Raw genomic sequence first — 21,070 nt, 5'->3', positions numbered from 1 at the left:
AGGAGCAAAGGTGACCACCTCCACACCCGACCGGCGCACCCTCATCGTGGACAGCGCCATCGATCTCATTGCCACCCAAGGACTCCGGGCGCTCACCCACCGCGCCCTGGACACCGCGCTGGAACTCCCCGCAGGATCGACGTCCTACTACTTCCGCACCAAACGAGCCCTGCTGGAGGGCATCGTGGACCGCATCACCACCCGCTCCCGCACCGACTTCGCGGCCGGGCAAGCGGACCTGGCGGTGCCGACGGGAGTACCCGGAACCCTCGCGCACAGCGCCCTGGACCGGCTCGCGGCAGGCATCGCGGGTTGGCTGGATCGCCTACTCGCGCAACGCCGCAACCATCTGATCGCCCGGCACGCCCTCATCATCGAACTGCTCGGCGATGCCGACATGCACGACAAACTCGCGAGCTCGCTCTTCTCGCACCGGCATGCCACCACCCTGTTCGAAACCCTCGGCGCATCCGACCCGGCCACTGCCGCAGCCGATTTCATCGCCGTCCTCGAGGGCCTGGTCTTCGACCGCTTCGCCGGCGCTCGCACCGGTCTCGCGCCGGGCACCGCGAAAAGCGTGAATCAGCTGGCCGCCGTATTGTCCGCCCAGTTCAGGGCCATCAGCTAGCGCGGTAGCGGATATCCCAGATGCGCATATTCGGCCACGGCGGCTGCTTGACCAGGGCCAAGGTGCCGAGGGTCGCGGCGATCAGGCCGGTGAGGACACCGAGGGTCGCGATCCGGGAGTCGTCCTCGGCCGCCTCCCACTTGACCTCACCGTTGCGGATGACGAATATGCCGACCGGCCTCGACCCGCGCCAGCCACTCACGGCCGCGACCGTAATGATCGTGGTCCCATCGGAGGTCTCGTACGGTTCCCCGTACACCGGCGTGCTCCCCATCGCCGGCAGCTCGTTCAGCCGTTCTCGCAAGGTCATCGCGATCCCTTTCCCCACAGATGAATTGCGCCCCAATCTACGCCGCCACCGGTAACAACCACCGAACCTTACGCGGGCGCGAATACGGTCGGTCTGTCCTGTTTCCGCGCGCTCGGCTCGCGGATCAGCCGCACCGTTTGGCCTCGGAGGTGCTCTCGTTCAGCAATGAGTCCAGTGCCCGCGCGGTATCGGTGCCCGGCGCCGGGGTGTAAGCGATGAGGGCCCGTACCCCAGGATCGGCCGGAATCTCGAGCAGTTCGTAATCCAGGTACAGGTCGCCGACGAGGGGGTGGTGAACGACGTAGCGGCCGTACTGAAAGTCGCTGACCTCGTGCGTGTCCCAGTACTCCCGGAACTCGGGACTGCGTTCGTTCATGTGGCGCAACATGGCCCGCAGTTCCGGGTCGTCGGGCCGATGGCCGGCCTGCAGCCGCATATCCGCGGCGATGTGGCCCGCGACCAGCGCCACATCGGCCATGATGGCCCGGATGTGCGGGTCGAAGAAGACCAGATGCATCCACGTGCGTTCGGATTCGGGCAGTTCCGCGAAATCGATGCCGAATACCGCCACCGCGGCGGCGTTCCACCCCAGGATGTCGGTCCGATGCCCGACGATATACGCGGGTGCGCGGGTCATGGAATCGAGCAATTGCTGCAGCCCGGGGCGCAGCGGTTCGCCCGCCCGGGAGAGCGAACGCGGTGGGCGTGCCAGATTGCGCAGGTGCCGTCGCTCGTCCTCGCTCAGCAGCAGCGCGGTGGCGATGGCGTCGACGATCCCCTCCGAAACCGCCTCGGCCCGCCCCTGTTCCAGCCGCACGTAGTACTCGACACTCACCCCGGCCAGATGCGCGACCTCCTCGCGCCGCAACCCGGGCACCCGCCGCCGCCCCCACACCGGCAAGCCGATGTCCTCGGGCCGCAATCGCGCCCGGCGCGACCGAAGAAACTCGCCCATTTCAGACTTGTCGGACACCAGGCCGATTCTATGGATACCAAGCGGTTCCATGTGAAAGGCCCGGACGATCTCGACGATCATCCGGGCCTTCGCGACTCGCTCAATTGGGCCTTCGCGACTCGCTCAATTGGCGGTGAGCACCAGACCCGAGGTCGGTACGCCGGTACCGGCGGTGACCACGATGTTCTCCAGGCCCTGGACCTGATTCACGGAGGTGCCGCGGATCTGGCGGACGCCCTCGGCGATGCCGTTCATACCGTGGATGTAAGCCTCGCCGAGCTGGCCGCCGTGGGTGTTCAGCGGCAGGCGGCCGCCGATCTCGATGGCGCCGTCGGCGATGAAGTCCCTGGCCTCGCCGCGGCCGCAGAAGCCGAGCTCCTCCAGCTGCATGAGAACGAAGGGGGTGAAGTGGTCGTAGAGGATGCCGGCCTGCATGTCCTCCGGCCGCAGCCCGCTCTGCGCCCACAGCTGGTCGCCGACCAGGCCCATTTCCGGCAGCCCGGTCATGGCGTCGCGGTAGTAGCTGGTCATGACGTACTGATCCGCACCGGAACCCTGTGCGGCACCGGCGATCAGCGCGGGCTTGTTGGGCAGATCCCTGGCCCGCTCGGCACTGGTGACCACGATGGCCACGCCGCCGTCGGTCTCCTGGCAGCAGTCCAGCAGGTGCAGCGGCTCCGCGATCCAGCGCGAGGCCTGGTGCTCCTCCAGGGTGATGGGCTTGCCGTAGAAGTGCGCCGCCGGATTCACGGCCGCGTGCTTGCGATCGGCGACGGCCACCCGGCCGAAATCCTCACTGCGCGCGCCGTATACGTGCATGTAGCGGCGCGCCACCATGGCCACCTGCGCGGCCGGCGTGCCCAGGCCGTGGGTGTAGGAGAACGCGTTGTCCACGCCGGAGGAACTCGGGTTGCCGGTCGCGAGATGAGTCGCGAACTGCCCGAAGCGGTTTCCGGAGCGCTCATTGAAAGCCCGGTAGGCCACCACGACATCCGCGACACCGGTCGCGACCGCCATGGCCGCCTGCTGCACGGTCGCGGCCGCCGCGCCACCGCCGAAGGGGATGTTGCTGAAGAACTTCAGCGACGGGATACCGGCGGCGCGCGCCACGGCGGCCTGGGTATTGGTGTCCATGGTGAAGGTCGTCAGACCGTCCACATCGGCGGGCGTGAGTCCCGCGTCGGCCAGGGCGGCGGTGACGGCCTCGGCGGCCAGGCGCAGTTCGCTGCGGCCGGAGTCCTTGGAGAAGTCGGTCGCGCCGATGCCGACGATGGCGGCGCTACGGCTCAGCCCGCTCACTGTGCCTCCTGCAGGGAGATGACGGCTTTCGCCGTGATGTGGTCGCCGAGCGAGTCCTTGCCGACCACGTCGATGGTGATGTCCGCGCCGTCCACGGCCGCCACGGTGCCGCTCAGGGTGAGGGTGTCACCCGCGTACAGCGGCACACCCAGCCGTAGCGCGATCGACCTGACGATGGCGCGCGGCCCCGCCCAGTCCGTCACGAAGCGCTGCACCAGGCCGGTGTCGGTGAGGATGTTGACGAAGATGTCCTTGGACCCGCGCTCGACCGCCTTGTCGCGGTCGTGGTGCACGTCCTGGAAGTCCCGGGTGGCCAGCGCCGTCGAGACGATGAACGTGGTGTCGGCGTGAATCACCAACTCCGGCAACACGGTTCCGACCTGCACGGCCGAGAGCTCGACGGTGGTCATTTCACGGCCTCCCAGTACGGCACGGTGTTGTCGTCGTCGAGCTTCAGGAAGCCCACCTCGACCGGCAGGCCGACCTCGACCTCGCCCGGCTCGATGCCGCGCAGCTCGCCGAGCATGCGCACGCCCTCCTCCAGCTCGACCAGGGCGATCACGTACGGCAGCTGCCGTCCCGGCACCTTGGGCGCGTGGTGCACCACGAAGCTGAAGACGGTGCCGCGACCGGAGGCGACCACATAGTCGGTCTGCTCCGAGTGGTCCTTCCACAGCGCCGGAACCGGCGGGTGCTGCAGCGAGCCGTCGGGCCGCTGCTGGATCCGCAGCTCCCCGAGTTTGATTCCGTCCCAGAAGAACTCGGTGTCCTTGGACACGGTCGGCCGCACGCGCTTGGCCAGATCTTCCGCGGACACCTCGCCGGATTCCTCGGGAGCGGCCGTCTTTCCGGTGCCGGGCGCGAACTTCAGCATCCGGAACTTCATCTCGGTGACCAGCTCGTCACCCACGTACCAGTTGGTGAGGTAGGTGGTGAACCAGCCCTCACCGAGCCCGGTCCGCTTGGGGCCCACGATGTCGCCGATGCTGGACCGCACCGTCACCTGCTCGCCGAGCCGCAGGTAGCGGTGGTAGACCTGCTCGCAGTTGGTGGCGACCACCGAGGTGAAGCCGGCCGCGTCGAACAGGTCGTTGGTGCGGGTCATCGGGTCGTCGTCGGCGCGGACGCCGCCCAGTCCCAGCATGGTCCACACCTGCGCCATGGCGGGCGGGGCCACGATGCCGGGATGCCCGGCCGCCTTGGCGGCGGCCTCGTCCACGTAGATCGGGTTGGCGTCGCCGAGGGCCTCGACCCAGTTGTTGATCATGGGCTGGTTGATCGGATCGCGCCCCGCGCGCGCCGCGGACTCACCGTCCGCCTTGATCTTCTCCAGGCCCTCGCGGATCTCGTCGGCCGTGAAACTCTTCGTCACGCTCTCTCCTCTGCGATCTAGCGCGGAACCCGCGGCAGGCGCAGGCCCATCTGAGCGATCAGCTCGCGCATGATCTCGTTGACGCCGCCGCCGAAGGTCACCACCAGGTTCTGCTTGGTCCGCTTGTCCAGCCAGACCAGCAGTTCCGCGGTGGCCGGGTCGGCGGGATCGCCGAAGCGGCCCACGATCTCCTCGGCCAGGCGGCCCGCCTGCTGCAGCGCCTCGGTGGAGAACACCTTGGTCGCCGAGGCGTCGGCGATGACATCGCGCTGGTCGGCGTCGGGGCGTTCCATATTGGAGGCCACCTGCCAGTTCAGCAGCTCGTTCAGCCGCGTCATGGCGTGCAGGCGGCCCAGCGAGCGCCGCACGTCGGCCTCGCCGAGCACGCCCTGGGCCTGCGCCCAGTCGTGCACCCGGTGGTAGAGCTGCTCGATCTTGCCGGACGGTCCGAGGCTCACCCGCTCGTGATTGAGCTGGGTGGTGATCAGCTTCCAGCCGCCGTTCTCCTCGCCGACCATCATGTTCGCGGGGACGCGGACATTGTCGAAGTAGGTGGCGTTGGTGTGGTGCGCGCCGTCGGCGGTGATGATCGGCGTCCACGAGTAGCCCGGATCCCTGGTGTCCACGATCAGGATCGTGATGCCCTTGTGCCGGGACTCCGCGGAACCGGTGCGGCAGGCCAGCCAGACGTAGTCGGCCTCGTGCGCACCGGTGGTGAAGATCTTCTGCCCGTTGACGATCCAGTCGCCGTTGGCGTCGCGCACCGCGGAGGTGCGCAGCGCGGCCAGGTCGGTGCCGGCGTCCGGTTCGGAGTAGCCGATGGCGAAATGCACGTCGCCGGTGAGGATTCCGGGCAGGAACTTCTGCTTCTGCTCCTCGGTGCCGAACGACTGCAGCGCCGGGCCGACGGTCAGCAGCGTGACCAGCGGCACCGGCACGTCGGCGCGGACCGCCTCGTTGTAGAAGATCTGCTGTTCCAGCGGCCCGAAGCCCTGCCCGCCGTACTCCTTGGGCCAGCCGACGCCGAGCTTGCCGTCGCGGCCCATGCGCTTGACCACCGCGCGGTAGGCGTCACCGTGCCGGTTCACCAGCATCTCGGCCTCCTCTTCGGGAGTCACGAGACCGGTGAAGTACGTGCGCAGTTCGTCGCGCAGCTTGCGCTGCTCCGCGGTCAGTTCGATGAACATCTGGCTCCCAAACGGTCCAGCCGGAACGATTCGCCGCCGAGCCAGCGGGCGATGTCCTTGGCCTGTGAGTAGTAGCGGTGCAGCGGATGGGTGATATCCACCCCGAGACCACCGTGCAGGTGGTGACACTTCTGCATGGCCGCGGGCAGTTCCGCCGCCACCGTGTACGCCAGCACGTCGAGATCGTCGTCGATGCGTTCCAGGTGCTCGGCGCCCTGTTCGTCCTGAGCCAGCGCCCAGGTGGCCGAGCAGGCAGCCGCGTGCAGCGTCCGGGAGGCCACGTAGACATCCGCGATCTGCTGTGCGACAGCCTGGAATTCGGCCAGCGGGCGGCCGAACTGCTGACGGGTGCGCACGTGCTCGGCGGTCAAAGAGACCACGCCGGCGAGCAGGCCGTCGGCCACCGCGCCGAGGCTCGCCAGCGCGAACCGGTGCAGTTCGGTCAGCCCGCCGGGCAGCAGCTGCTCGGCCGGGATCACGACCTGGTCGAGCTGGAGCGAAAACTCCGGCACGCCATCGGAAGTCGGGCTCGCGGTGCGGGTGATGCCCGCGGCGTCACCGTCCACCACGGCGATGCCGCTGTCGGTGGGCACCAGGATCCAGCGTGCGGTGTCGGCGTAGGGCACCGCCACCTTGCGGCCGGTGACGCGCACGGTGGCGCCGTCGGTCACCGCGGTGGTCTCCGGCTTCACCGTGAACGGCGAGCCGGGCTCGTGCAGGGCGGCGGTCAGCACCGCGCCCTCGGCCACGGCCGGAAACACCTTTTCCGCCAGGGCATCCGGCAGGCCGACCGCCTTCAGCGGCAGCACGCCGAAGCCCAGGGTGACCAGTGCGGGCGCCTGCGCGGCGGCGCGGGCCAGCTCGGTGAGCATGGCCCCGACCTCGAGCAGGCCCATATCGTCACCGCCGAAGCGTTCGGGCAGCGGCACGGCCAGCAGGCCGCTGTCCGCGATGATCGGCCACAGCGCGGCATCACGCGCGCTGTCGCGTTCCAGCAAACTTACGACAACCTCGGCGACAGCGTCCTGGCTCTCGTCCCTGGTGAAGTCCAATGCAATGCTCCCGATTCAGGTGTGGACTAGCCGTGCGACTCGCGGGGCAACCCGAGGATCCGCTCACCGGCGACGGTCAACAGGATCTGCTCGGTACCGCCGGCAATCGACAAACAGCGTGTGAGCAGGAATTCTTTCACCGCGTCGGTTTCCAGAGCGCCCGCCGCACCAGACAGTTCGACGGCGAATTCCGCTACCGCCTGCCGGTGTCTCACACCGACCAGTTTGCGCACGCTGCTCTGCGCGGCAGGATCCCCGCCGGACAGCAGCTTCTGCGCCGCACGAGCTTCCAACAATGTTCCGGCAACCGATTCCGCGATGAGCCCGCCGAGCCGGTCCGCGACCAGCTCCGCGCCCGGACCCGAGGCCGGCGCGGCGGCGATCAACGCCTCCAGCTCGTCGCCGATGCCCTTGCCGCCCATGGCGACCCGCTCGGCCGACAGGGTGGAGCGGGCGATCTTCCAGCCATTGCCGAGTTCGCCGACCAGGCAGTCGTCCGGCACGAAGACGTCGTCGAGGAACACCTCGTTGAAGCGCGCCTCACCGGTGATCTCCACCAGCGGCCGGATGTCCAGCCCCGCGCTCTTCATATCGACCAGGAAGTAGCTGATGCCCTTGTGCTTCGGCGCGGAGGCGTCGGTGCGGGCCAGGCAGATGCCCCAGGTGGCGCGATCGGCCAGCGAGGTCCACACCTTCTGGCCGCGCAGCTTCCAGCCGCCCTCGACCCGCTCGGCCACCGTGCGCAGCGCCGCCAGATCCGACCCGGCGCCGGGCTCGGAGAACAGCTGGCACCAGATGACCTCACCGGTCAGCGTCGGCATGGCGTAGCGCTCGATCTGCTCGGGGGTGCCCCACTGCAGCAGCGTCGGGATCGCCCAGTTGGCAATCGCGATGTCCGGCAGCGCGATACCCGCTTGGCGAATCTGGTCGTCGAGGCGTGTGCGCAACAGGGGTCCGGCGCCGCGGCCGTAGGGCGCGGGCCAGTGCGAGGCCAGCAGTCCGGCCTCGGCCAGCGCCCGCCGCTGCTGCGGCTCCGGCAGCGCCGCGATCTTGGCCAGGTCCGCCGCCAGCACGGCCGCCTCGGCGGCATCCAGACCGGCTGTCTCCCAGTCGGATCCGGGCTCGCCGTCGGCGCCCAGGTCGACGCCGACCGTGCGGCGCATGCCGGCCAGGGTCAGCTCGGCGACCCGGGCCCGCCAGCGCGCGGTACCGCCCAGCAGCTGCCGCAGCGCGGTGGCCCGGCGCAGATACAGGTGCGCGTCGTGCTCCCAGGTGAAACCGATTCCGCCCAGCACCTGAATGCAATCCTTGGCATTCTCCACCGCGGCATCCAGCGACATGGACAGGGCGACGGCGGCGGCCAGCTGCAGTTCCGCACCACCACTGTCCACCGCGGCGGCCGCATCGGCGGCGACGGCGCGAATCTGTTCGGCCCGGCACAGCATCCACGCGCAAATGTGTTTGACCGCTTGGAATTCGCCGATCTTGCGCCCGAATTGTTCGCGCACCTTCGCGTATTCGGTGGCGGTCTCCAGACACCAGCCCGCGATGCCCGCGGCCTCGGCGGCGACCAGCGTGGCGGCCAGGTCCGGCACGGAGAAGCCGGGCTCGAACAGGCGATCCGCAGCCACGGCGACGTTCGCGCACACCACCCGCGCCACCGGCACGGTCTTGTCGATGCCCGCCAGCGGCTCCACGGTCAGCCCGGCGGCGCCGGCGTCGATCAGCGCCCACAGGCGACGGTCACCGTCGCGCACCGGGACCAGCACCGCCGTACCCGGCGCGGCGCCCGGAACCGAGTCCCACTCACCGGACACCGAGGCGCCCGATTCGCCCACGGATATTGCGATTTCGCCCGCGAGCGCGACGCCGCATGGCGTAATCTCGTCGAGCGCCTCGCCGGCGACGAGTCCCGCCAACGCCGTCGAGAGCACCGGTCCGCCGACCAGGTCATGTGCCGCCTGCTCCACCAGCACGGCCAGATCCCCGACGGTCCCACCCGCGCCCCCGGCCTCCTCCGGCACCGCGACCCGGAAAATTCCGAGATCGGCCAGGCGCGGCCAGTATTCGCGCCAGAAATCGGACGCGCCGGAACGCAGTTCCGCATGCTCTTTGGAACGCATTGTTGCAATTGGGCGCACCGCTGCTGCCCACCCGCGCATGGACTCCTGGACGGCTTTATGCTCGTCAGTGGTGGCTATGGTCACACTCCATACCGCCTTTCCGGCGTGACTTCAGCTCCTAGAACATGTTCTAATGTTCGAGCCGGGCGGAAGTCAAGCGCCGTCCCGGTCGCGGTACGAACTCGTGCCCAGTCGACGCTGGGTGAGATGAACCGAACGATTCGTGCAGGAAAGGACTCTCAACCGATGGCCAGTCCCTCCCGATCGCAGGCCGCCGACGGGGTGCCCGGTGGACGCACCGCGCCCGTCACCACCCTCAGCGAGGAGGATCTGAGCTCGGCGGCGCAGCGCGACCGACGCAAGCGCATCCTCGACGCCACGCTCGCACTGGCATCCAAGGGTGGCTACGACGCGGTCCAGATGCGAGCGGTCGCCGAACGCGCGGATGTCGCCGTCGGCACGCTCTACCGGTACTTCCCGTCCAAGGTGCACCTGCTGGTGTCCGCCCTGGCCCGGGAATTCGAGCAGTTCGAGGGCCGGCGCAAGCCGCTCGCCGGGGCCACCCCGCAGGAGCGCATGCACCTGCTGCTCACCCAGGTCACCCGGGCCATGCAGCGCGACCCGCTGCTCACCGAGGCCATGACCCGCGCCTTCATGTTCGCCGACGCCTCCGCGGCCGCCGAGGTCGATCGGGTCGGCAAGGTGATGGACCGGTTCTTCGCGCGTGCCCTCTCCGACGAGGTTCCCAGCGACCGCCAGCTCGCCATCGCCCGCGTCATCTCCGATGTGTGGCTGTCGAATCTGGTTGCGTGGCTGACCCGCCGCGCCTCGGCCACCGATGTGACCGAGCGCCTGGAGCTCACCGTCGACCTGCTCATCGGCGGCGGCAACGAATAGCGAGTAGCACGAACGCACACTTGCGTTCGCTCGATGCGCAACGGGCTGCCCGGTCCGGAGAACCGGGCAGCCCGTTGCGCGTTTGCTGAAACCCCGCTGGTCAGCCGGGGTGAACGCAGAGCAACCCGGGCGTGTCTCACAAAAAGCGTGAACGACCCGGAAGTGTGTCGTAAACGCTATGTATCACCGCACACACGAGTGAGCAATCAAGACCCAGTAGCATCACTCGCGCCCTGAAAAATCTCCTCCGATCACTAGGTTGGATGCGTGAGCGCACAGGATTTGTCACTGGAACTTCGCCGTGCCCTGTCGGCCATCGCCCGCGTGCCACGGCTGCTGGTCGCTTCGGACTACGACGGGACGATCGCGCCCATCGTCTCCGACCCGACCAAGGCCTATCCCCATCGGGAGTCGGTGAGCGCCTTACGCGCTCTCGCCGGACTCACCGGAACCACCGCCGCCGTGATCTCCGGTCGCGCGCTGCGCGATCTCGCGGCCCTGTCCCGGCTACCCGTCGAGGTGCAGCTGATCGGCAGTCACGGTTCGGAATTCGATGTCGGCTTCGTGCACGCCATCGACAACGACGCGAAACAGCTGCTGCAGGAGGTCACCACGACCCTGACGCAGATCGCTCAGGACAATCCGGGCGCTTCTGTCGAGATCAAACCGGCCAGCGTGGCCCTGCACGTCCGCAATGCCAGCCCCGAAATCGGCCGTCGCGCAGTCTTTGCGGTGCGCCAGGGCCCGGCCAGCTGGGTCGGCGTGCAGACCACCGAGGGCAAGGAGGTCATCGAACTCGCGGTGGTCGAGACCGACAAGGGCGCGGCACTCGATATCGTCCGGCATCAGCAGGGCGCCTCGGCGGCACTGTTCATCGGCGACGACGTCACCGACGAGAAGGCCTTCAAACGCCTCTCCGGACCGGACGTCGGCATCAAGGTCGGCGACGGCGAATCGCTGGCCGAATACCGGGTCGCCAGCACCGAGGAGGTGTCGAAGGCGCTGGCGTTCCTCCTCGAGGAACGCCGCACGTGGTTGGCAGGTGCCTCCGCCCCTCGAATCGAGCGGCTGACCATGCTGGCCAGCCCGCGCTCCAAAGCCCTTGTCACACCGGACGGCACGGTCACCTGGCTGTGCCACCCCGAACCCGACTCCGCCGCCGTCTTCGCCCATCTGCTGGGCGGACCGGGCGCGGGCCACTTCACCATTCAGCCCGAGCGCGCCAGCCTGCCGCTGTCGCAGCGCTATGTCGACGGCACCATGACCGTCGAAACCCGTTGGTCCAGTTTGCAGGTCGTCGACTACCTGCCGCACGACGTGGTACCCGAGCGCACCGACCTGACCCGCGTCATCACCGGTGACGCCAAAGCGGTCATCACCTTCGCGCCGCGCCCCGAATTCGGGCAGGTGCCGGTGCGGCTGCTGCCCGCCACCGGCGGGCTCAAGGTGGAGGGCCCCAACGATCCGATCGTGCTGCGCTCCCCCGGCGTGGAATGGGAGATCATCGACGACGGCAACCACCACACCGCCCGCGCCGTGGTCGACCCGCGCCAGGGCCCGATCGTGCTCGAAATGCGCTGCGGCACCTCCGATCTCGCGCCCGCCATGCGGGCCGAGTCGGACCGCCGCCGGGAGGCCGAGCGGTACTGGGCCGAATGGGTGGGCACACTCGAACTGCCACCGCTCAAGCCGGATCTGATGAAGCGCTCGGCGCTCACCCTGCGCGGGCTGGTGCACTCGCCGTCCGGATCCATCCTGGCCGCGGCCACCACCTCGCTGCCCGAGGACATCGGCGGCGTGCGCAACTGGGACTACCGCTACTGCTGGCTGCGCGACGCCTCGCTCACCGCGTCCGCGCTGGTCTCGCTGGGCTCGCTCGGCGAGGCCGAGGATCTGCTGGCCTGGGTGCACCGGGTGCTCGAGACCCTGCCCGGACCCGAGCGACTGCACCCGCTGTACACGCTCTACGGCGAGACGCTGCCCCCCGAGGCCGTCATCGACCAGCTGCCCGGCTACGCCGGCTCGCGGCCGGTGCGCGTCGGCAACGCGGCGAACATGCAGGTGCAGCTGGACGTGTTCGGGCCCATCGTGGATCTCATCTCCCAGCTCGCGCACGCGCGGGAACGCAAGGGCGTCAACGATCCCGCGAAGGCGCTGCCGGATGCGGACTGGGAGCTGGTGCACGCCATGGTCTCCGCGGTGCAGCGCCGCTGGCGCGAGGCCGACCACGGCATCTGGGAGATCCGCGGCAATCCGCGCCACCACGTCTACTCCAAGGTCATGGGCTGGCTCACCGTGGACCGGGCGCTCACCCTGTCCCGGCAGTTCGGGCGGCCGGCGGATCCCGAGTGGGAGCCGCTGCGCGACACCATTGCCGACGAGGTCCGCACCGAGGGCTGGAACGACGAAGTCCAGTCCTACACAGCGGCTTACGACGGCACCGACCTCGACGCGGCCACGCTGCACATCGGGCTCAGCGGGCTGATCGATCCCTCGGATCCGCGGTTCGCGGCCACCGTGGTGGCCACCGAGGCCGAGCTGCGCAGCGGATCGACGGTGTACCGGTACCACCACGACGACGGGCTGCCCGGCGGTGAGGGCGGGTTCCATCTGTGTGCCGCCTGGCTGGTGGAGGCGTACCTGCTCATCGGCAAGCGGGAGGACGCCGAGGCGTTGTTCGCTCAGCTGGTGGATGTGGCGGGACCGACCGGTCTGCTCTCCGAGGAGTACGACCCGGTCGCCGAACGCTCGCTCGGCAACCACCCGCAGGCGTACTCGCACCTCGGCCTGCTCCGCTGCGCGCAGCTGCTGAGCCTGCCGGTCGCGGCGATGACCTAGGCCGGACCGCACGGCACGACCGAAGCGGCCCCCGCGAACATCCGTTCGCGGGGGCCGTTTTCCGTGTGGGGCCGAGGTAGGCCGCAGGTGTCGCAGGCCACATCTCCCGACCTGGGACTAGGGACCTAACGGTCGTTTGCGCTACATTCAAATGGCAATCGTTTTCGTTACTAGTAAGCCGCAGTGCCAGGAGTACTCCGCGTGACCACCAGCTTCGCCCGAGGATTCGCCGTGTTCGCCGCCGGACTTGCGACGGTCGCCACCGTGACCGCCTGCGGTAGTGCCAAGAACTCCGATCAGCCGACCGTCGTCACCTCCACCAATGTCTGGGGCGATATCACCCGGGCCGTCGCCGGGCCGGACGTGACCGTCGAATCGATCATCGACGACCCCACGGTGGACCCGCACTCGTTCGAGGTCTCCCCCGTCGACGCCGCCAAGATCACCGACGCCAAGCTGGTCGTCTACAACGGCGGCCACTACGACGAATTCATCGACAAGGCCATCGCGGGCCGGAACACGAAGACCGTCAACGCCTTCGACATCGCCACCGGGGGCGATCACGCGCACGAGAGCGGTTCGGCCGCACCGACTTCCGCGCGGACCGAGGCCGCCGGTCACGACCACGAGGCCAATGAGCACGTCTGGTACGACCTGCACCAGGTCGGCCACATCGCCCAGCACATCGCCGACGCCCTCGGCGAGATCGACCCCGGCCACAGGCAGGCCTTCGCCGACCGCGCCGCCGCCTTCGCCGCGCAGCTGGCCCCCATCGAGGCCGTGACCGCCAAGATCGCCGCCGAGCACCCGAACCAGCCGGTCCTGCAGACCGAGCCGCTGGCCGCCTACCTGCTCGCCGCCGCCAAGGCCGACGACAGGACTCCGCACGCCTTCCAGGAGGCCGTCGAACAGGGCACCGACCCCGCGCCCCAGGACGTGGCCACCGTGCGAGACCTGTTGAGCGCCAAGCAGGTCCGCGCCCTCGTCTACAACATCCAGACCGAGGACAAACTCACCAAGGACCTGCGCGCCACCGCCGACAAGTCCGGCGTCACCGTCGTCGAGGTCACCGAAACCCTCCCCAAGGGCCTGGACTACGTCACCTGGATGACGAACAACGCCCAGTCCCTCGCCAAGGCCCTGTCCTGACCGACCGCCGCATCCGGGAGTACCACCATGACCGCGAACCCCGCGCAGGCCGCGCAGGCGCCCGACGCCGGCGTGACGACGCCCAAAGCCGGTTGCGCCCTCACCGGAGCGCGCCCGCGCACCCCCTCCGGCCGCTCGGCCTGCGCCGAGACTCCTCCTCCGTCGACCGACTCGACCCCCGCCGCCGATGCGAACACCCTTGCGGCGCAGGTCGAAACGACGGCGAACGCCGGCGCCACGGGCGCAGGCAGCGCACACGGCGGCCGGGGCATGCCGGCCGTGCGGCTGTCGAATGCGCGGTTGTCGTTCGGGGAGCGGACGTTGTGGCAGGGGCTGGATCTCGAGGTGGCGCGGGGGGAATTCATTGCGGTGCTGGGGCCCAATGGGTCCGGGAAGACGTCGTTGATGCGGATGCTGCTGGGGCAGCTGGGGCTGACCGCGGGAACCGCGGAGGTCGCGGGATCGCCGGTGCGGGTGGGGAATCCGGATATCGGGTACGTGCCGCAGCAGAAGACCATCGAGGGCGGGGCGCAGCTGCGCGGGGTCGATCTCGTCGGGCTCGGGGTGGACGGGCATCGGTGGGGGCTCGGGCTGCGCGGGCGCAGGGAACGCAAACGCAAAGTGGCGGCGGCGATCTCGGCGGTGGGGGCGGAGCGGTTCGCCTACGCGCCGCTGGACGCGCTCTCCGGCGGCGAGCAGCAGCGGCTGCGGGTGGCGCAGGCGCTGGCCGGTGATCCCCGGGTACTGCTGTGCGACGAACCGCTGCTGTCGCTGGATCTGGCGAATCAGCGGCTGGTCTCCGAGCTCATCGACCGGCGGCGGCGCACCCACGACACCGCGGTGCTGTTCGTGACGCACGAGATCAATCCCATTCTGCCGCTGGTGGATCGGGTGCTGTACCTGGTCGACGGGCAGTTCCGGATCGGCACGCCCGACGAGGTCATGACCTCCGAGACCCTCTCCGAGCTCTACGGCACCGAGGTGGACGTGCTGCGCGTGCGCGGCCGCCTGGTGGTCGTCGGCACCGGCGACGCCATGGACGCCCTCGGCGAATCCGGTGCGGCCCACTGCCACGGCGAAAACAGGCACAGCCATGGCGAGAACAGGCACAGCGGCAGCGAGCTGGCACCGGAGGCGCGGGCATGATCGACAAACTGTCCACGTTGTTCTCACAGATGTTCGACGTCTCCACCACCGCTCATCTGCTGTCCTACGACTTCGTGCAGCAGGCGGTGCTCGCCGCCGCCCTGCTCGGCCTGCTGGCCGGGGCCATCGGCCCGCTCATCATCAGCCGCCAGATGTCCTTCGCCGTGCACGGCACCAGCGAGCTCTCGCTGACCGGCGCGGCGGCCGCGCTGCTGGCCGGCATCGGCGTCGGCCTGGGCGCCATCATCGGTTCGGTGGTGGCGGCCGTGCTGTTCGGCGTGCTGGGTTCCCGTGCCCGCGAACGTGATTCGGTGATCGCCGTGGTGCTGTCCTTCGGCCTCGGCCTGTCGGTGCTGTTCTTGTGGCTCGGCCCGGAACGCGCGGGCTCCAAGTTCTCGCTGCTGACCGGTCAGGTGGTCAGCGTCGGGAATTCCGGGCTGGGCCTGCTGGCCACCTGCACCGCCGCCGTGCTGGTGGTGCTGGCCGCCGTCTACCGCCCGCTGCTGTTCGCCAGCGCGGATCCGGAAGTGGCGGTGGCGCGCGGTGTTCCGGTGCGGGCGCTGTCCATCGTGTTCGCCGTGCTGCTCGGCGTGACGGCGGCCTTCGGCGTCCAGATCGTCGGCGCGCTGCTGGTGCTCTCGCTGCTGATCACTCCCGCCGCCGCGGCCGCCCAGCTCACCGCCAGCCCGGCCCGGGTGGCGATCCTGTCGATCGTGTTCGCCGAGATCGCCGCCGTCGGAGGCATTCTGCTGTCGCTGGCCCCCGGCGTCCCGATCTCGACCTTCGTCACCACCATCTCGTTCACGATCTACCTGATCTGCCGGGTGGTGGGCAGCCGCACCCGCAATCGCCGCCGAGTCCTCGTCGCCGCCTGAGTTTCGGGCCGGATCCCGCGAAACCGGCTGCGACACCGCGATCTACCGCATGAGGGGCGGCAGATCGCCCCCGCACGCCCCTCCCGGACAACAACCCCTCGGTCCGGGAGGGGCGTCCGCGGATCAGCTGCCCTCGCCCGCCAGCGCGAACAGGCCGTCGGGGGTCTGCTCGATGAGACCGTCGACCAGCAGCGAATCCAGGGCCCGATCCCGCTGGCCCGGATCGCGAGTCCAGGCCAGGTCCAGGCGAACCCGCTCCACCGGACCCGACGCCCCGCGCAGGACGTCGAGCAACCGGCCCCGCGCCTGCCGGTCGGTGCCCTCGTACTTCTGCACGCGCCGCACCACCTCGGAGGCCGGGCGGCCCGCGGTGACCCAGGCGCACAGGGGAAGTGGGCAGCGCGCGCAATCCGGGGTCCGCGCGGTGCAGATCAGCGCGCCCAGTTCCATCAGGGCCGCCGACATGACGGCGGCCCGGTCGACCCGCGCGGGCAGCAGTGCCTCGGTTTCCGCGAGATCGCGGTTCGCCGGATTGCCCGCCTCGGCGCGGCCGTGCACGGCGCGGGCCACCACGCGGCGAACATTGGTGTCCACCACCGGAACTCGCTGGCCGTACGCGAAACAGGCCACGGCACGGGCGGTGTAGGCCCCGATCCCGGGCAGGCTCAGCAGCACGTCCACGTCGGCCGGCACCTCGTCGCCGTGCTCCTCGGCCAGCACCCGGGCGCACTCGTGCAGCCGCAGCGCGCGCCGCGGATAGCCGAGTTTGCCCCAGGCGCGCAGGACGTCGCCCTGCGGTGCGGCGGCCATGGCGGAGGGCACCGGCCAGCGGGCCACCCACTCCCGCCAGATGGGTTCGACCCGCACCACCGGCGTCTGCTGGAGCATGATCTCGCTCATGAGGATCTGCCACGCCGTGACGCCGGGCCGTCGCCACGGCAGGTCCCGCGCGGTCTCGCGATACCAGTCGATGAGCGCGTCGCTGTCCATCTTCGCCTCCTCCCGGCCGTTTCGGAGCCGGGAAATCCCGCACGCCGCCACGCGCGATGGTATCCATTTCGGCGAGGCCGGTTTCCGCCCACCCAGCGGCTCACCGGGCGCGCGGCGATCCGGTCAGCGCGTCTTTGCCCGACCGTAACGCTGAGGACTCGCCGGTAACCAGAGGGCTATGGAAAATGGGACGCATGCCGCACAACAACCCGATCAGTGCCTGGAAAGCCCTGCGCGAAGGCAACGAGCGCTTCGTCAACGGCACGTTGCAGCACCCTAGCCAGGGCGCGGCCGACCGGGCCAAGCTCGTCGCCGGCCAGCAGCCCTCGGCAGTTCTGTTCGGCTGCGGCGACTCTCGCGTCGCCGCCGAGATCATCTTCGATCAGGGTCTCGGCGACATGTTCGTGGTCCGCACCGCCGGCCACGTCATCGACGCCTCGGTGCTGGGCTCCATCGAATACGGCGTCCAGGTGCTGTCGGTGCCGCTGATCATCGTGCTCGGCCACGACAGCTGCGGCGCGGTCCGCGCCACCATCGACGCCCTCGACCACGGCAACGTCCCCGGCGGGTTCATCCGCTCGGTCGTCGAGCGCGTCACCCCGTCCATCCTCATCGGCCGCCGCGAGGGCCTGGCATCGGTCGACGAGCTCGAGGCCCGCCACGTCGAGGAGACCGCCCGCCTGCTCATGCAGCGGTCGATGATCATCTCCCAGCGGGTGGCCACCGGCGAGTGCGCCATCGCCTGTGTCACCTACAACCTCGGCGACGGCGAGATCAAGCTGCACCGCGTCATCGGCAACATCGGCGAAGTGGTCTAGCCCGGCTCGAACCGGGGTGGCGTCGGTTCTGCCGGGGATGCGCGTTTCCCTCCCGCGGGCGGCGGAATTTACCGCCCCCGTAGGCGCTTTCACGTCCGACACGCCGACACCCTGCTCGGGATGACCCGGACGGTGCCCTTACCGTTGACACCGTGCTGGAACCGAACGGACCACTGCCACCCGAAATCTACTGGCGCCGTCGCGCGGTCGCGATCGGCGCGATGGTGCTCGGCCTCGCGCTGGTGATCTGGGTGGCCTTCGCGCTGTTGAAGGGCGGCGGCGACCACAAGACGGACGCCAAGGCCACCACCTCGAGCGCCGCGGCCACCACCAAGGCCGCGAGCAGTCCCGCGAGCGCCCCGGAGCCGACCGCGGCCAAGCCGTCCGTCGCCGCCCCGACCGTCATCCCGCCGGCCGCGCTGGGTATGTGCCCCGACCAGTCGCTCGCCGTGAAGGTGACCGTCGGGCAGCCCACCTACAAGGTCGGCGAGCCGCCGCAGTTCGGCATCGTCATCACCAATATCTCCAGCGTCGCCTGCGCACGCGACATGGGGTCGGGCCTGCAGCTGGTCCAGGTCCAGTCCCTGGACGGCCAGCGCAGGCTGTGGTCCAGCACCGACTGCTACCCGGACGGCACCCCCGACGTACACACCCTGGCCCCCGGCCAGCAGGCCGCCTTCACCGTCGCCTGGTCCGGCGCCACCTCCCAGCCCAACTGCGCGGGCGACCGGGTTCAGGTCCCCGCGGGCCCCTACACCGTTGTGGCGCAACTCGGTTCGGTCCGCAGCGCCCCCGAGCCCTTCAATCTCGTCTGAATTCAGCACACGACGGCGGAGGCCGGGATCCGATCGATCGGATCCCGGCCTCCGCCGTTTTCGAGAATTCCGTCGATTGCGAACCGAATTCCGGTCCGGATCGAATTCGATGCCGCGACCTCATTCGATTTCGGCTGTCATTCAGCCATTTCCGCCGGGGCCTGCGCACCGCGCCGTCGGCGCAACCCGGTAACGGCAAGGGCGGCACGGATATCGGCGACCTCGCGCACGGTCATACTGCGGCCGGTGCGATCCGCGCCCGGCGGCACCAGGGCCTCGGTGAAGCCCAGCCGCTCCGCCTCCGCCAGCCGGCGGGTCAGCCCGGTCACCTGGCGCACCTCGCCCGCCAGCCCCACCTCGCCCAGCACCACCAGGCCGCTGGGCAGCGCCAGATCCTGGCTGGCGCTCGCAATGGCGAGCGCGACAGCCAGATCCGCGGCGGGCTCGGTGAGCCGCATACCGCCCACGGTGGCCGCGTAGACGTCCTGCTTGCCCACGAAGACGCCCCCGCGGCTCTGCAGGACAGCCAGGACCATGGAAACGCGGTTGTAGTCCAGCCCGCTCACCGCGCGCCGGGGCGCGGGCGCCTGGGTGTCCACCGTCAGCCCCTGTACCTCACCCAGCATGGGCCGCTTGCCGTCCATGGCGACCGTCACCGCCGTCCCGGGCACCGCGTCGCCCCGATGGTGCAGGAACAGCCCCGAAGGGTCGTCCACGCAATGGATTCCGGCCTCCCGCATCTCGAAGCAGCCGACCTCGTCGGTGCTGCCGAAGCGGTTCTTGATGCCGCGCACCATGCGCAGCGCGGAGTGCTTGTCGCCCTCGAACTGCAGCACCACGTCGACCAGGTGCTCGAGCGTGCGCGGACCGGCCACCGCGCCGTCCTTGGTGACGTGCCCGACCAGCAGCACCGCGATCCCGCTCGCCTTGGCCAGCGAGGTGAGCGCCGCCGTCACCGACCGCACCTGGGTGACACCGCCGATCACCCCGTCCGCGTCGGCGGCCAGCATGGTCTGCACCGAGTCCACCACCAGCAGTGAGGGTTTCACCTGCTCCACGTGCCCGAGGATGGTCGCCAGATCCGATTCCGCGGCCAGGTACACCTTGTCGTGCACCGCGCCCGTGCGGTCCGCCCGCAGCCGCACCTGCCCCGCCGACTCCTCCGCGGTCACGTACAGCGCGATCTCGTCGCGCGCCCGCGCCCACCGGTGCGCCACCTCGAGCAGCAGCGTCGACTTGCCCACCCCGGGCTCCCCCGACAGCAGCACCACCGACCCGGGAATGATCCCGCCGCCCAGCACCCGATCCAACTCTGACACCCCCGTCGACCGGGCCTGTGTCTTGTTGGAGTCGATGCTCGAGATCGGCGCGGCCGCCGTGCTGGGCAGCATCGCCCGCCGCCCCACCGCGACCGCCGACGCGGACGCCGCCATCTCCTCGATGGTCCCCCACGCGTTGCAATCCGGGCAGCGCCCAACCCATTTGGCGACCTCGTGCGAGCAGTCCGCGCACCGGTACAGCGATTTCACCTTGGCCACGCCGGGCAGCCTAGCCAGCGCCCCCGACAGTGGGCCGTATTTGCCCTCCGCTTCGCTCCGGGCGGGGTTCGCGGCCCCGAGGTCTCGATTCTTCCCTCCTCCGCTCCTCCGCTTCGCTCCCCCCACTCCGTCGGTCCAGAATCGAGACGGCCGCGAACCTGACGGCTGATCGCACACGACAGCGCCCGCCCCGATTTGTCGGGGCGGGCGCTGTCGGGTGCTCTAGCGGGAGCTCAGTGCTCGCCGCCCTTCTCCTGCTTCGGGGGCTCCTGGCGCGGGTTGTTCGCGCCGGCGTCGACGGGAGTGTTGACGACGACGGTGCCGCCCTCCTTGAAGACGAAGGTCAGCGGGTAGGTCAGGCCCGGGGTGACGTCCTTGGTGAGGCCGGTGACCTCGATCAGGACGGGCTTGGCGTTCGGGTCGGTGACCTTGTCGGAGGCGGCCTCGCCGGCGTTCTGCTCGTGCGCGGCGGCCGTGTCCTTGGCGGTCGGCTTGTCGGCGACGACGGTGCTGGACGGCTTGATCTCGATCTTGTCGGCGATCTTGACCTGGCCCAGGTCGGTGCTGATGCTGACCAGTTCGTCGGTCTTGCTGTCGCTGAGGTTGACGGCGCTGAAGGCCAGCACGGCCTTGCCGCCCTTGGCGTTGTTGTACTCCTCGGTCTGCGGGAGCAGGAAGCGCACGTCGCGCAGCGCGATGGAGCCGACATTGGCGGTGTTGCCGTTGACGGCGGCGACCTGGGTGGCGGTCTGCGAGACCTGACCGGCGCCGCAACCCGACAGCGCGAGCACCGCACCCGCAGCGAGTGCAGCAACTGTCACGGCACGCCGCCGCGACTTCGACGCAGTGGTGGCTTTCAGGGCAGTCACGGGGTCCTCCATGTCGACCGGGCTAACTCCACTATGGAGAGTAGTAGTCAAAGAGAGTAATGCGTCCCTCCCCCCGCTCTACACGCGGGCGGTGTCGCGTGCGCGTGGCGTGCCGCCCGCCGCGGCGGCCCGGCGCGAGCGCGACATCTCACAGAACGACCGGGCGGGATGTGTCAGGGGCCCTGACAACGATTCGGAGACGACTTCTG

General features: G+C 69.6%; 19 protein-coding genes. 8 read left to right on the top strand and 11 right to left on the bottom strand.

From position 1 onward, the window contains the following. Window positions 1-10: 10 nt before the first annotated feature. Complete coding sequence (locus tag ACFXKA_RS00585) at window positions 11-628, top strand: TetR/AcrR family transcriptional regulator (RefSeq protein WP_379425182.1); 618 nt, start codon at window positions 11-13, stop codon at window positions 626-628. Here ACFXKA_RS00585 and ACFXKA_RS00580 read toward each other — a convergent pair. From ACFXKA_RS00580 to ACFXKA_RS00545, 8 genes are all read right to left on the bottom strand, one after another. Further along, window positions 621-938: a hypothetical protein gene (locus tag ACFXKA_RS00580; RefSeq protein ID WP_379425180.1), complete on the bottom strand. Its 318-nt coding sequence runs from the start codon at window positions 936-938 to the stop codon at window positions 621-623. The genes ACFXKA_RS00585 and ACFXKA_RS00580 overlap by 8 nt on opposite strands. 124 nt (window positions 939-1,062) lie before the next feature. Then, window positions 1,063-1,974, bottom strand: coding sequence for a helix-turn-helix transcriptional regulator (locus ACFXKA_RS00575; protein ID WP_379425179.1), 912 nt, complete (start codon window positions 1,972-1,974; stop codon window positions 1,063-1,065). Window positions 1,975-2,016: 42 nt separating this feature from the next. Continuing rightward, window positions 2,017-3,192: a lipid-transfer protein gene (locus ACFXKA_RS00570; RefSeq protein WP_354831330.1), complete on the bottom strand. Its 1,176-nt coding sequence runs from the start codon at window positions 3,190-3,192 to the stop codon at window positions 2,017-2,019. Beyond that, window positions 3,189-3,602 carry a MaoC family dehydratase gene (locus tag ACFXKA_RS00565; RefSeq protein ID WP_379425177.1) on the bottom strand — a complete coding sequence of 138 codons (414 nt, stop codon included), beginning with the start codon at window positions 3,600-3,602 and terminating at the stop codon, window positions 3,189-3,191. Before ACFXKA_RS00565 ends, ACFXKA_RS00570 begins: the two co-directional genes overlap by 4 nt. After that, window positions 3,599-4,564, bottom strand: coding sequence for a bifunctional MaoC family dehydratase N-terminal/OB-fold nucleic acid binding domain-containing protein (locus ACFXKA_RS00560; protein ID WP_379425175.1), 966 nt, complete (start codon window positions 4,562-4,564; stop codon window positions 3,599-3,601). The genes ACFXKA_RS00565 and ACFXKA_RS00560 overlap by 4 nt, the downstream gene beginning before the upstream one ends. A gap of 17 nt (window positions 4,565-4,581) precedes the next feature. After that, entirely contained in the window at window positions 4,582-5,751 is a 1,170-nt protein-coding gene (locus tag ACFXKA_RS00555) for an acyl-CoA dehydrogenase family protein (RefSeq protein ID WP_354831337.1), read from the bottom strand. Next, a complete protein-coding gene (locus tag ACFXKA_RS00550; protein ID WP_379425174.1) occupies window positions 5,736-6,803 on the bottom strand; it encodes an acyl-CoA dehydrogenase family protein in 1,068 nt (355 codons plus the stop codon). The genes ACFXKA_RS00555 and ACFXKA_RS00550 overlap by 16 nt, the downstream gene beginning before the upstream one ends. 26 nt (window positions 6,804-6,829) lie before the next feature. After that, window positions 6,830-9,010 carry an acyl-CoA dehydrogenase family protein gene (locus tag ACFXKA_RS00545; RefSeq protein WP_379425173.1) on the bottom strand — a complete coding sequence of 727 codons (2,181 nt, stop codon included), beginning with the start codon at window positions 9,008-9,010 and terminating at the stop codon, window positions 6,830-6,832. A gap of 162 nt (window positions 9,011-9,172) precedes the next feature. Between ACFXKA_RS00545 and kstR the strand changes: the two genes are divergently transcribed. The 5 genes from kstR to ACFXKA_RS00520 all read left to right on the top strand — a co-directional run bounded on the left by kstR (window position 9,173) and on the right by ACFXKA_RS00520 (window position 15,831). Beyond that, window positions 9,173-9,823, top strand: coding sequence for a cholesterol catabolism transcriptional regulator KstR (gene kstR / locus ACFXKA_RS00540; RefSeq protein ID WP_354831343.1), 651 nt, complete (start codon window positions 9,173-9,175; stop codon window positions 9,821-9,823). Window positions 9,824-10,090: 267 nt separating this feature from the next. After that, complete coding sequence (gene otsB / locus ACFXKA_RS00535; RefSeq protein ID WP_379425171.1) at window positions 10,091-12,661, top strand: trehalose-phosphatase; 2,571 nt, start codon at window positions 10,091-10,093, stop codon at window positions 12,659-12,661. 201 nt (window positions 12,662-12,862) lie between these two features. Further along, entirely contained in the window at window positions 12,863-13,810 is a 948-nt protein-coding gene (locus ACFXKA_RS00530; protein WP_379425170.1) for a metal ABC transporter solute-binding protein, Zn/Mn family, read from the top strand. A 270-nt stretch (window positions 13,811-14,080) separates the two neighbouring features. After that, window positions 14,081-14,956 (top strand): metal ABC transporter ATP-binding protein, encoded by an 876-nt coding sequence (locus ACFXKA_RS00525; protein ID WP_379425860.1) that lies wholly within the window; start codon window positions 14,081-14,083, stop codon window positions 14,954-14,956. Continuing rightward, window positions 14,953-15,831, top strand: coding sequence for a metal ABC transporter permease (locus tag ACFXKA_RS00520; protein WP_379425168.1), 879 nt, complete (start codon window positions 14,953-14,955; stop codon window positions 15,829-15,831). The genes ACFXKA_RS00525 and ACFXKA_RS00520 overlap by 4 nt, the downstream gene beginning before the upstream one ends. 123 nt (window positions 15,832-15,954) lie before the next feature. Here ACFXKA_RS00520 and ACFXKA_RS00515 read toward each other — a convergent pair whose 3' ends face one another. Beyond that, window positions 15,955-16,821 carry an A/G-specific adenine glycosylase gene (locus tag ACFXKA_RS00515; protein ID WP_379425167.1) on the bottom strand — a complete coding sequence of 289 codons (867 nt, stop codon included), beginning with the start codon at window positions 16,819-16,821 and terminating at the stop codon, window positions 15,955-15,957. A gap of 194 nt (window positions 16,822-17,015) precedes the next feature. Here ACFXKA_RS00515 and ACFXKA_RS00510 point away from each other — a divergent pair, with 194 nt between their 5' ends. Both ACFXKA_RS00510 and ACFXKA_RS00505 read left to right on the top strand, forming a co-directional pair. Beyond that, the gene (locus ACFXKA_RS00510; protein WP_354831355.1) at window positions 17,016-17,639 is read left to right on the top strand and encodes a carbonic anhydrase; all 624 of its coding nucleotides are present in this window, start codon (window positions 17,016-17,018) and stop codon (window positions 17,637-17,639) included. A 152-nt stretch (window positions 17,640-17,791) separates the two neighbouring features. Beyond that, the gene (locus ACFXKA_RS00505; protein ID WP_379425165.1) at window positions 17,792-18,454 is read left to right on the top strand and encodes a hypothetical protein; all 663 of its coding nucleotides are present in this window, start codon (window positions 17,792-17,794) and stop codon (window positions 18,452-18,454) included. A 137-nt stretch (window positions 18,455-18,591) separates the two neighbouring features. Here the strand turns inward: ACFXKA_RS00505 and radA are convergent, their stop codons facing one another. Both radA and ACFXKA_RS00495 read right to left on the bottom strand, forming a co-directional pair. Beyond that, complete coding sequence (gene radA, locus ACFXKA_RS00500; RefSeq protein WP_379383245.1) at window positions 18,592-19,992, bottom strand: DNA repair protein RadA; 1,401 nt, start codon at window positions 19,990-19,992, stop codon at window positions 18,592-18,594. A 233-nt stretch (window positions 19,993-20,225) separates the two neighbouring features. Then, window positions 20,226-20,861: a hypothetical protein gene (locus tag ACFXKA_RS00495; protein WP_354831362.1), complete on the bottom strand. Its 636-nt coding sequence runs from the start codon at window positions 20,859-20,861 to the stop codon at window positions 20,226-20,228. Between the last annotated feature and the right edge of the window lie 209 nt (window positions 20,862-21,070).

The organism is Nocardia sp. NPDC059228, assembly GCF_042754245.1.
In the GTDB taxonomy this organism is placed as follows: Bacteria; Actinomycetota; Actinomycetes; order Mycobacteriales; family Mycobacteriaceae; genus Nocardia.
This window is presented reverse-complemented; position numbering and strand designations above follow the sequence as displayed.

Excerpts from the sequence above, each read along its gene's own strand:
- ACFXKA_RS00580 (WP_379425180.1), bottom strand. The coding sequence starts at position 938 with ATGACCTTGCGAGAACGGCTGAACGAGCTGCCGGCGATGGGGAGCACG.
- ACFXKA_RS00575 (WP_379425179.1), bottom strand. The coding sequence starts at position 1,974 with ATGATCGTCGAGATCGTCCGGGCCTTTCACATGGAACCGCTTGGTATC.
- ACFXKA_RS00565 (WP_379425177.1), bottom strand. The coding sequence starts at position 3,602 with ATGACCACCGTCGAGCTCTCGGCCGTGCAGGTCGGAACCGTGTTGCCG.
- ACFXKA_RS00555 (WP_354831337.1), bottom strand. The coding sequence starts at position 5,751 with ATGTTCATCGAACTGACCGCGGAGCAGCGCAAGCTGCGCGACGAACTG.
- kstR (WP_354831343.1), top strand. The coding sequence starts at position 9,173 with ATGGCCAGTCCCTCCCGATCGCAGGCCGCCGACGGGGTGCCCGGTGGA.
- ACFXKA_RS00525 (WP_379425860.1), top strand. The coding sequence starts at position 14,081 with ATGCCGGCCGTGCGGCTGTCGAATGCGCGGTTGTCGTTCGGGGAGCGG.
- ACFXKA_RS00520 (WP_379425168.1), top strand. The coding sequence starts at position 14,953 with ATGATCGACAAACTGTCCACGTTGTTCTCACAGATGTTCGACGTCTCC.
- ACFXKA_RS00515 (WP_379425167.1), bottom strand. The coding sequence starts at position 16,821 with ATGGACAGCGACGCGCTCATCGACTGGTATCGCGAGACCGCGCGGGAC.
- ACFXKA_RS00510 (WP_354831355.1), top strand. The coding sequence starts at position 17,016 with ATGCCGCACAACAACCCGATCAGTGCCTGGAAAGCCCTGCGCGAAGGC.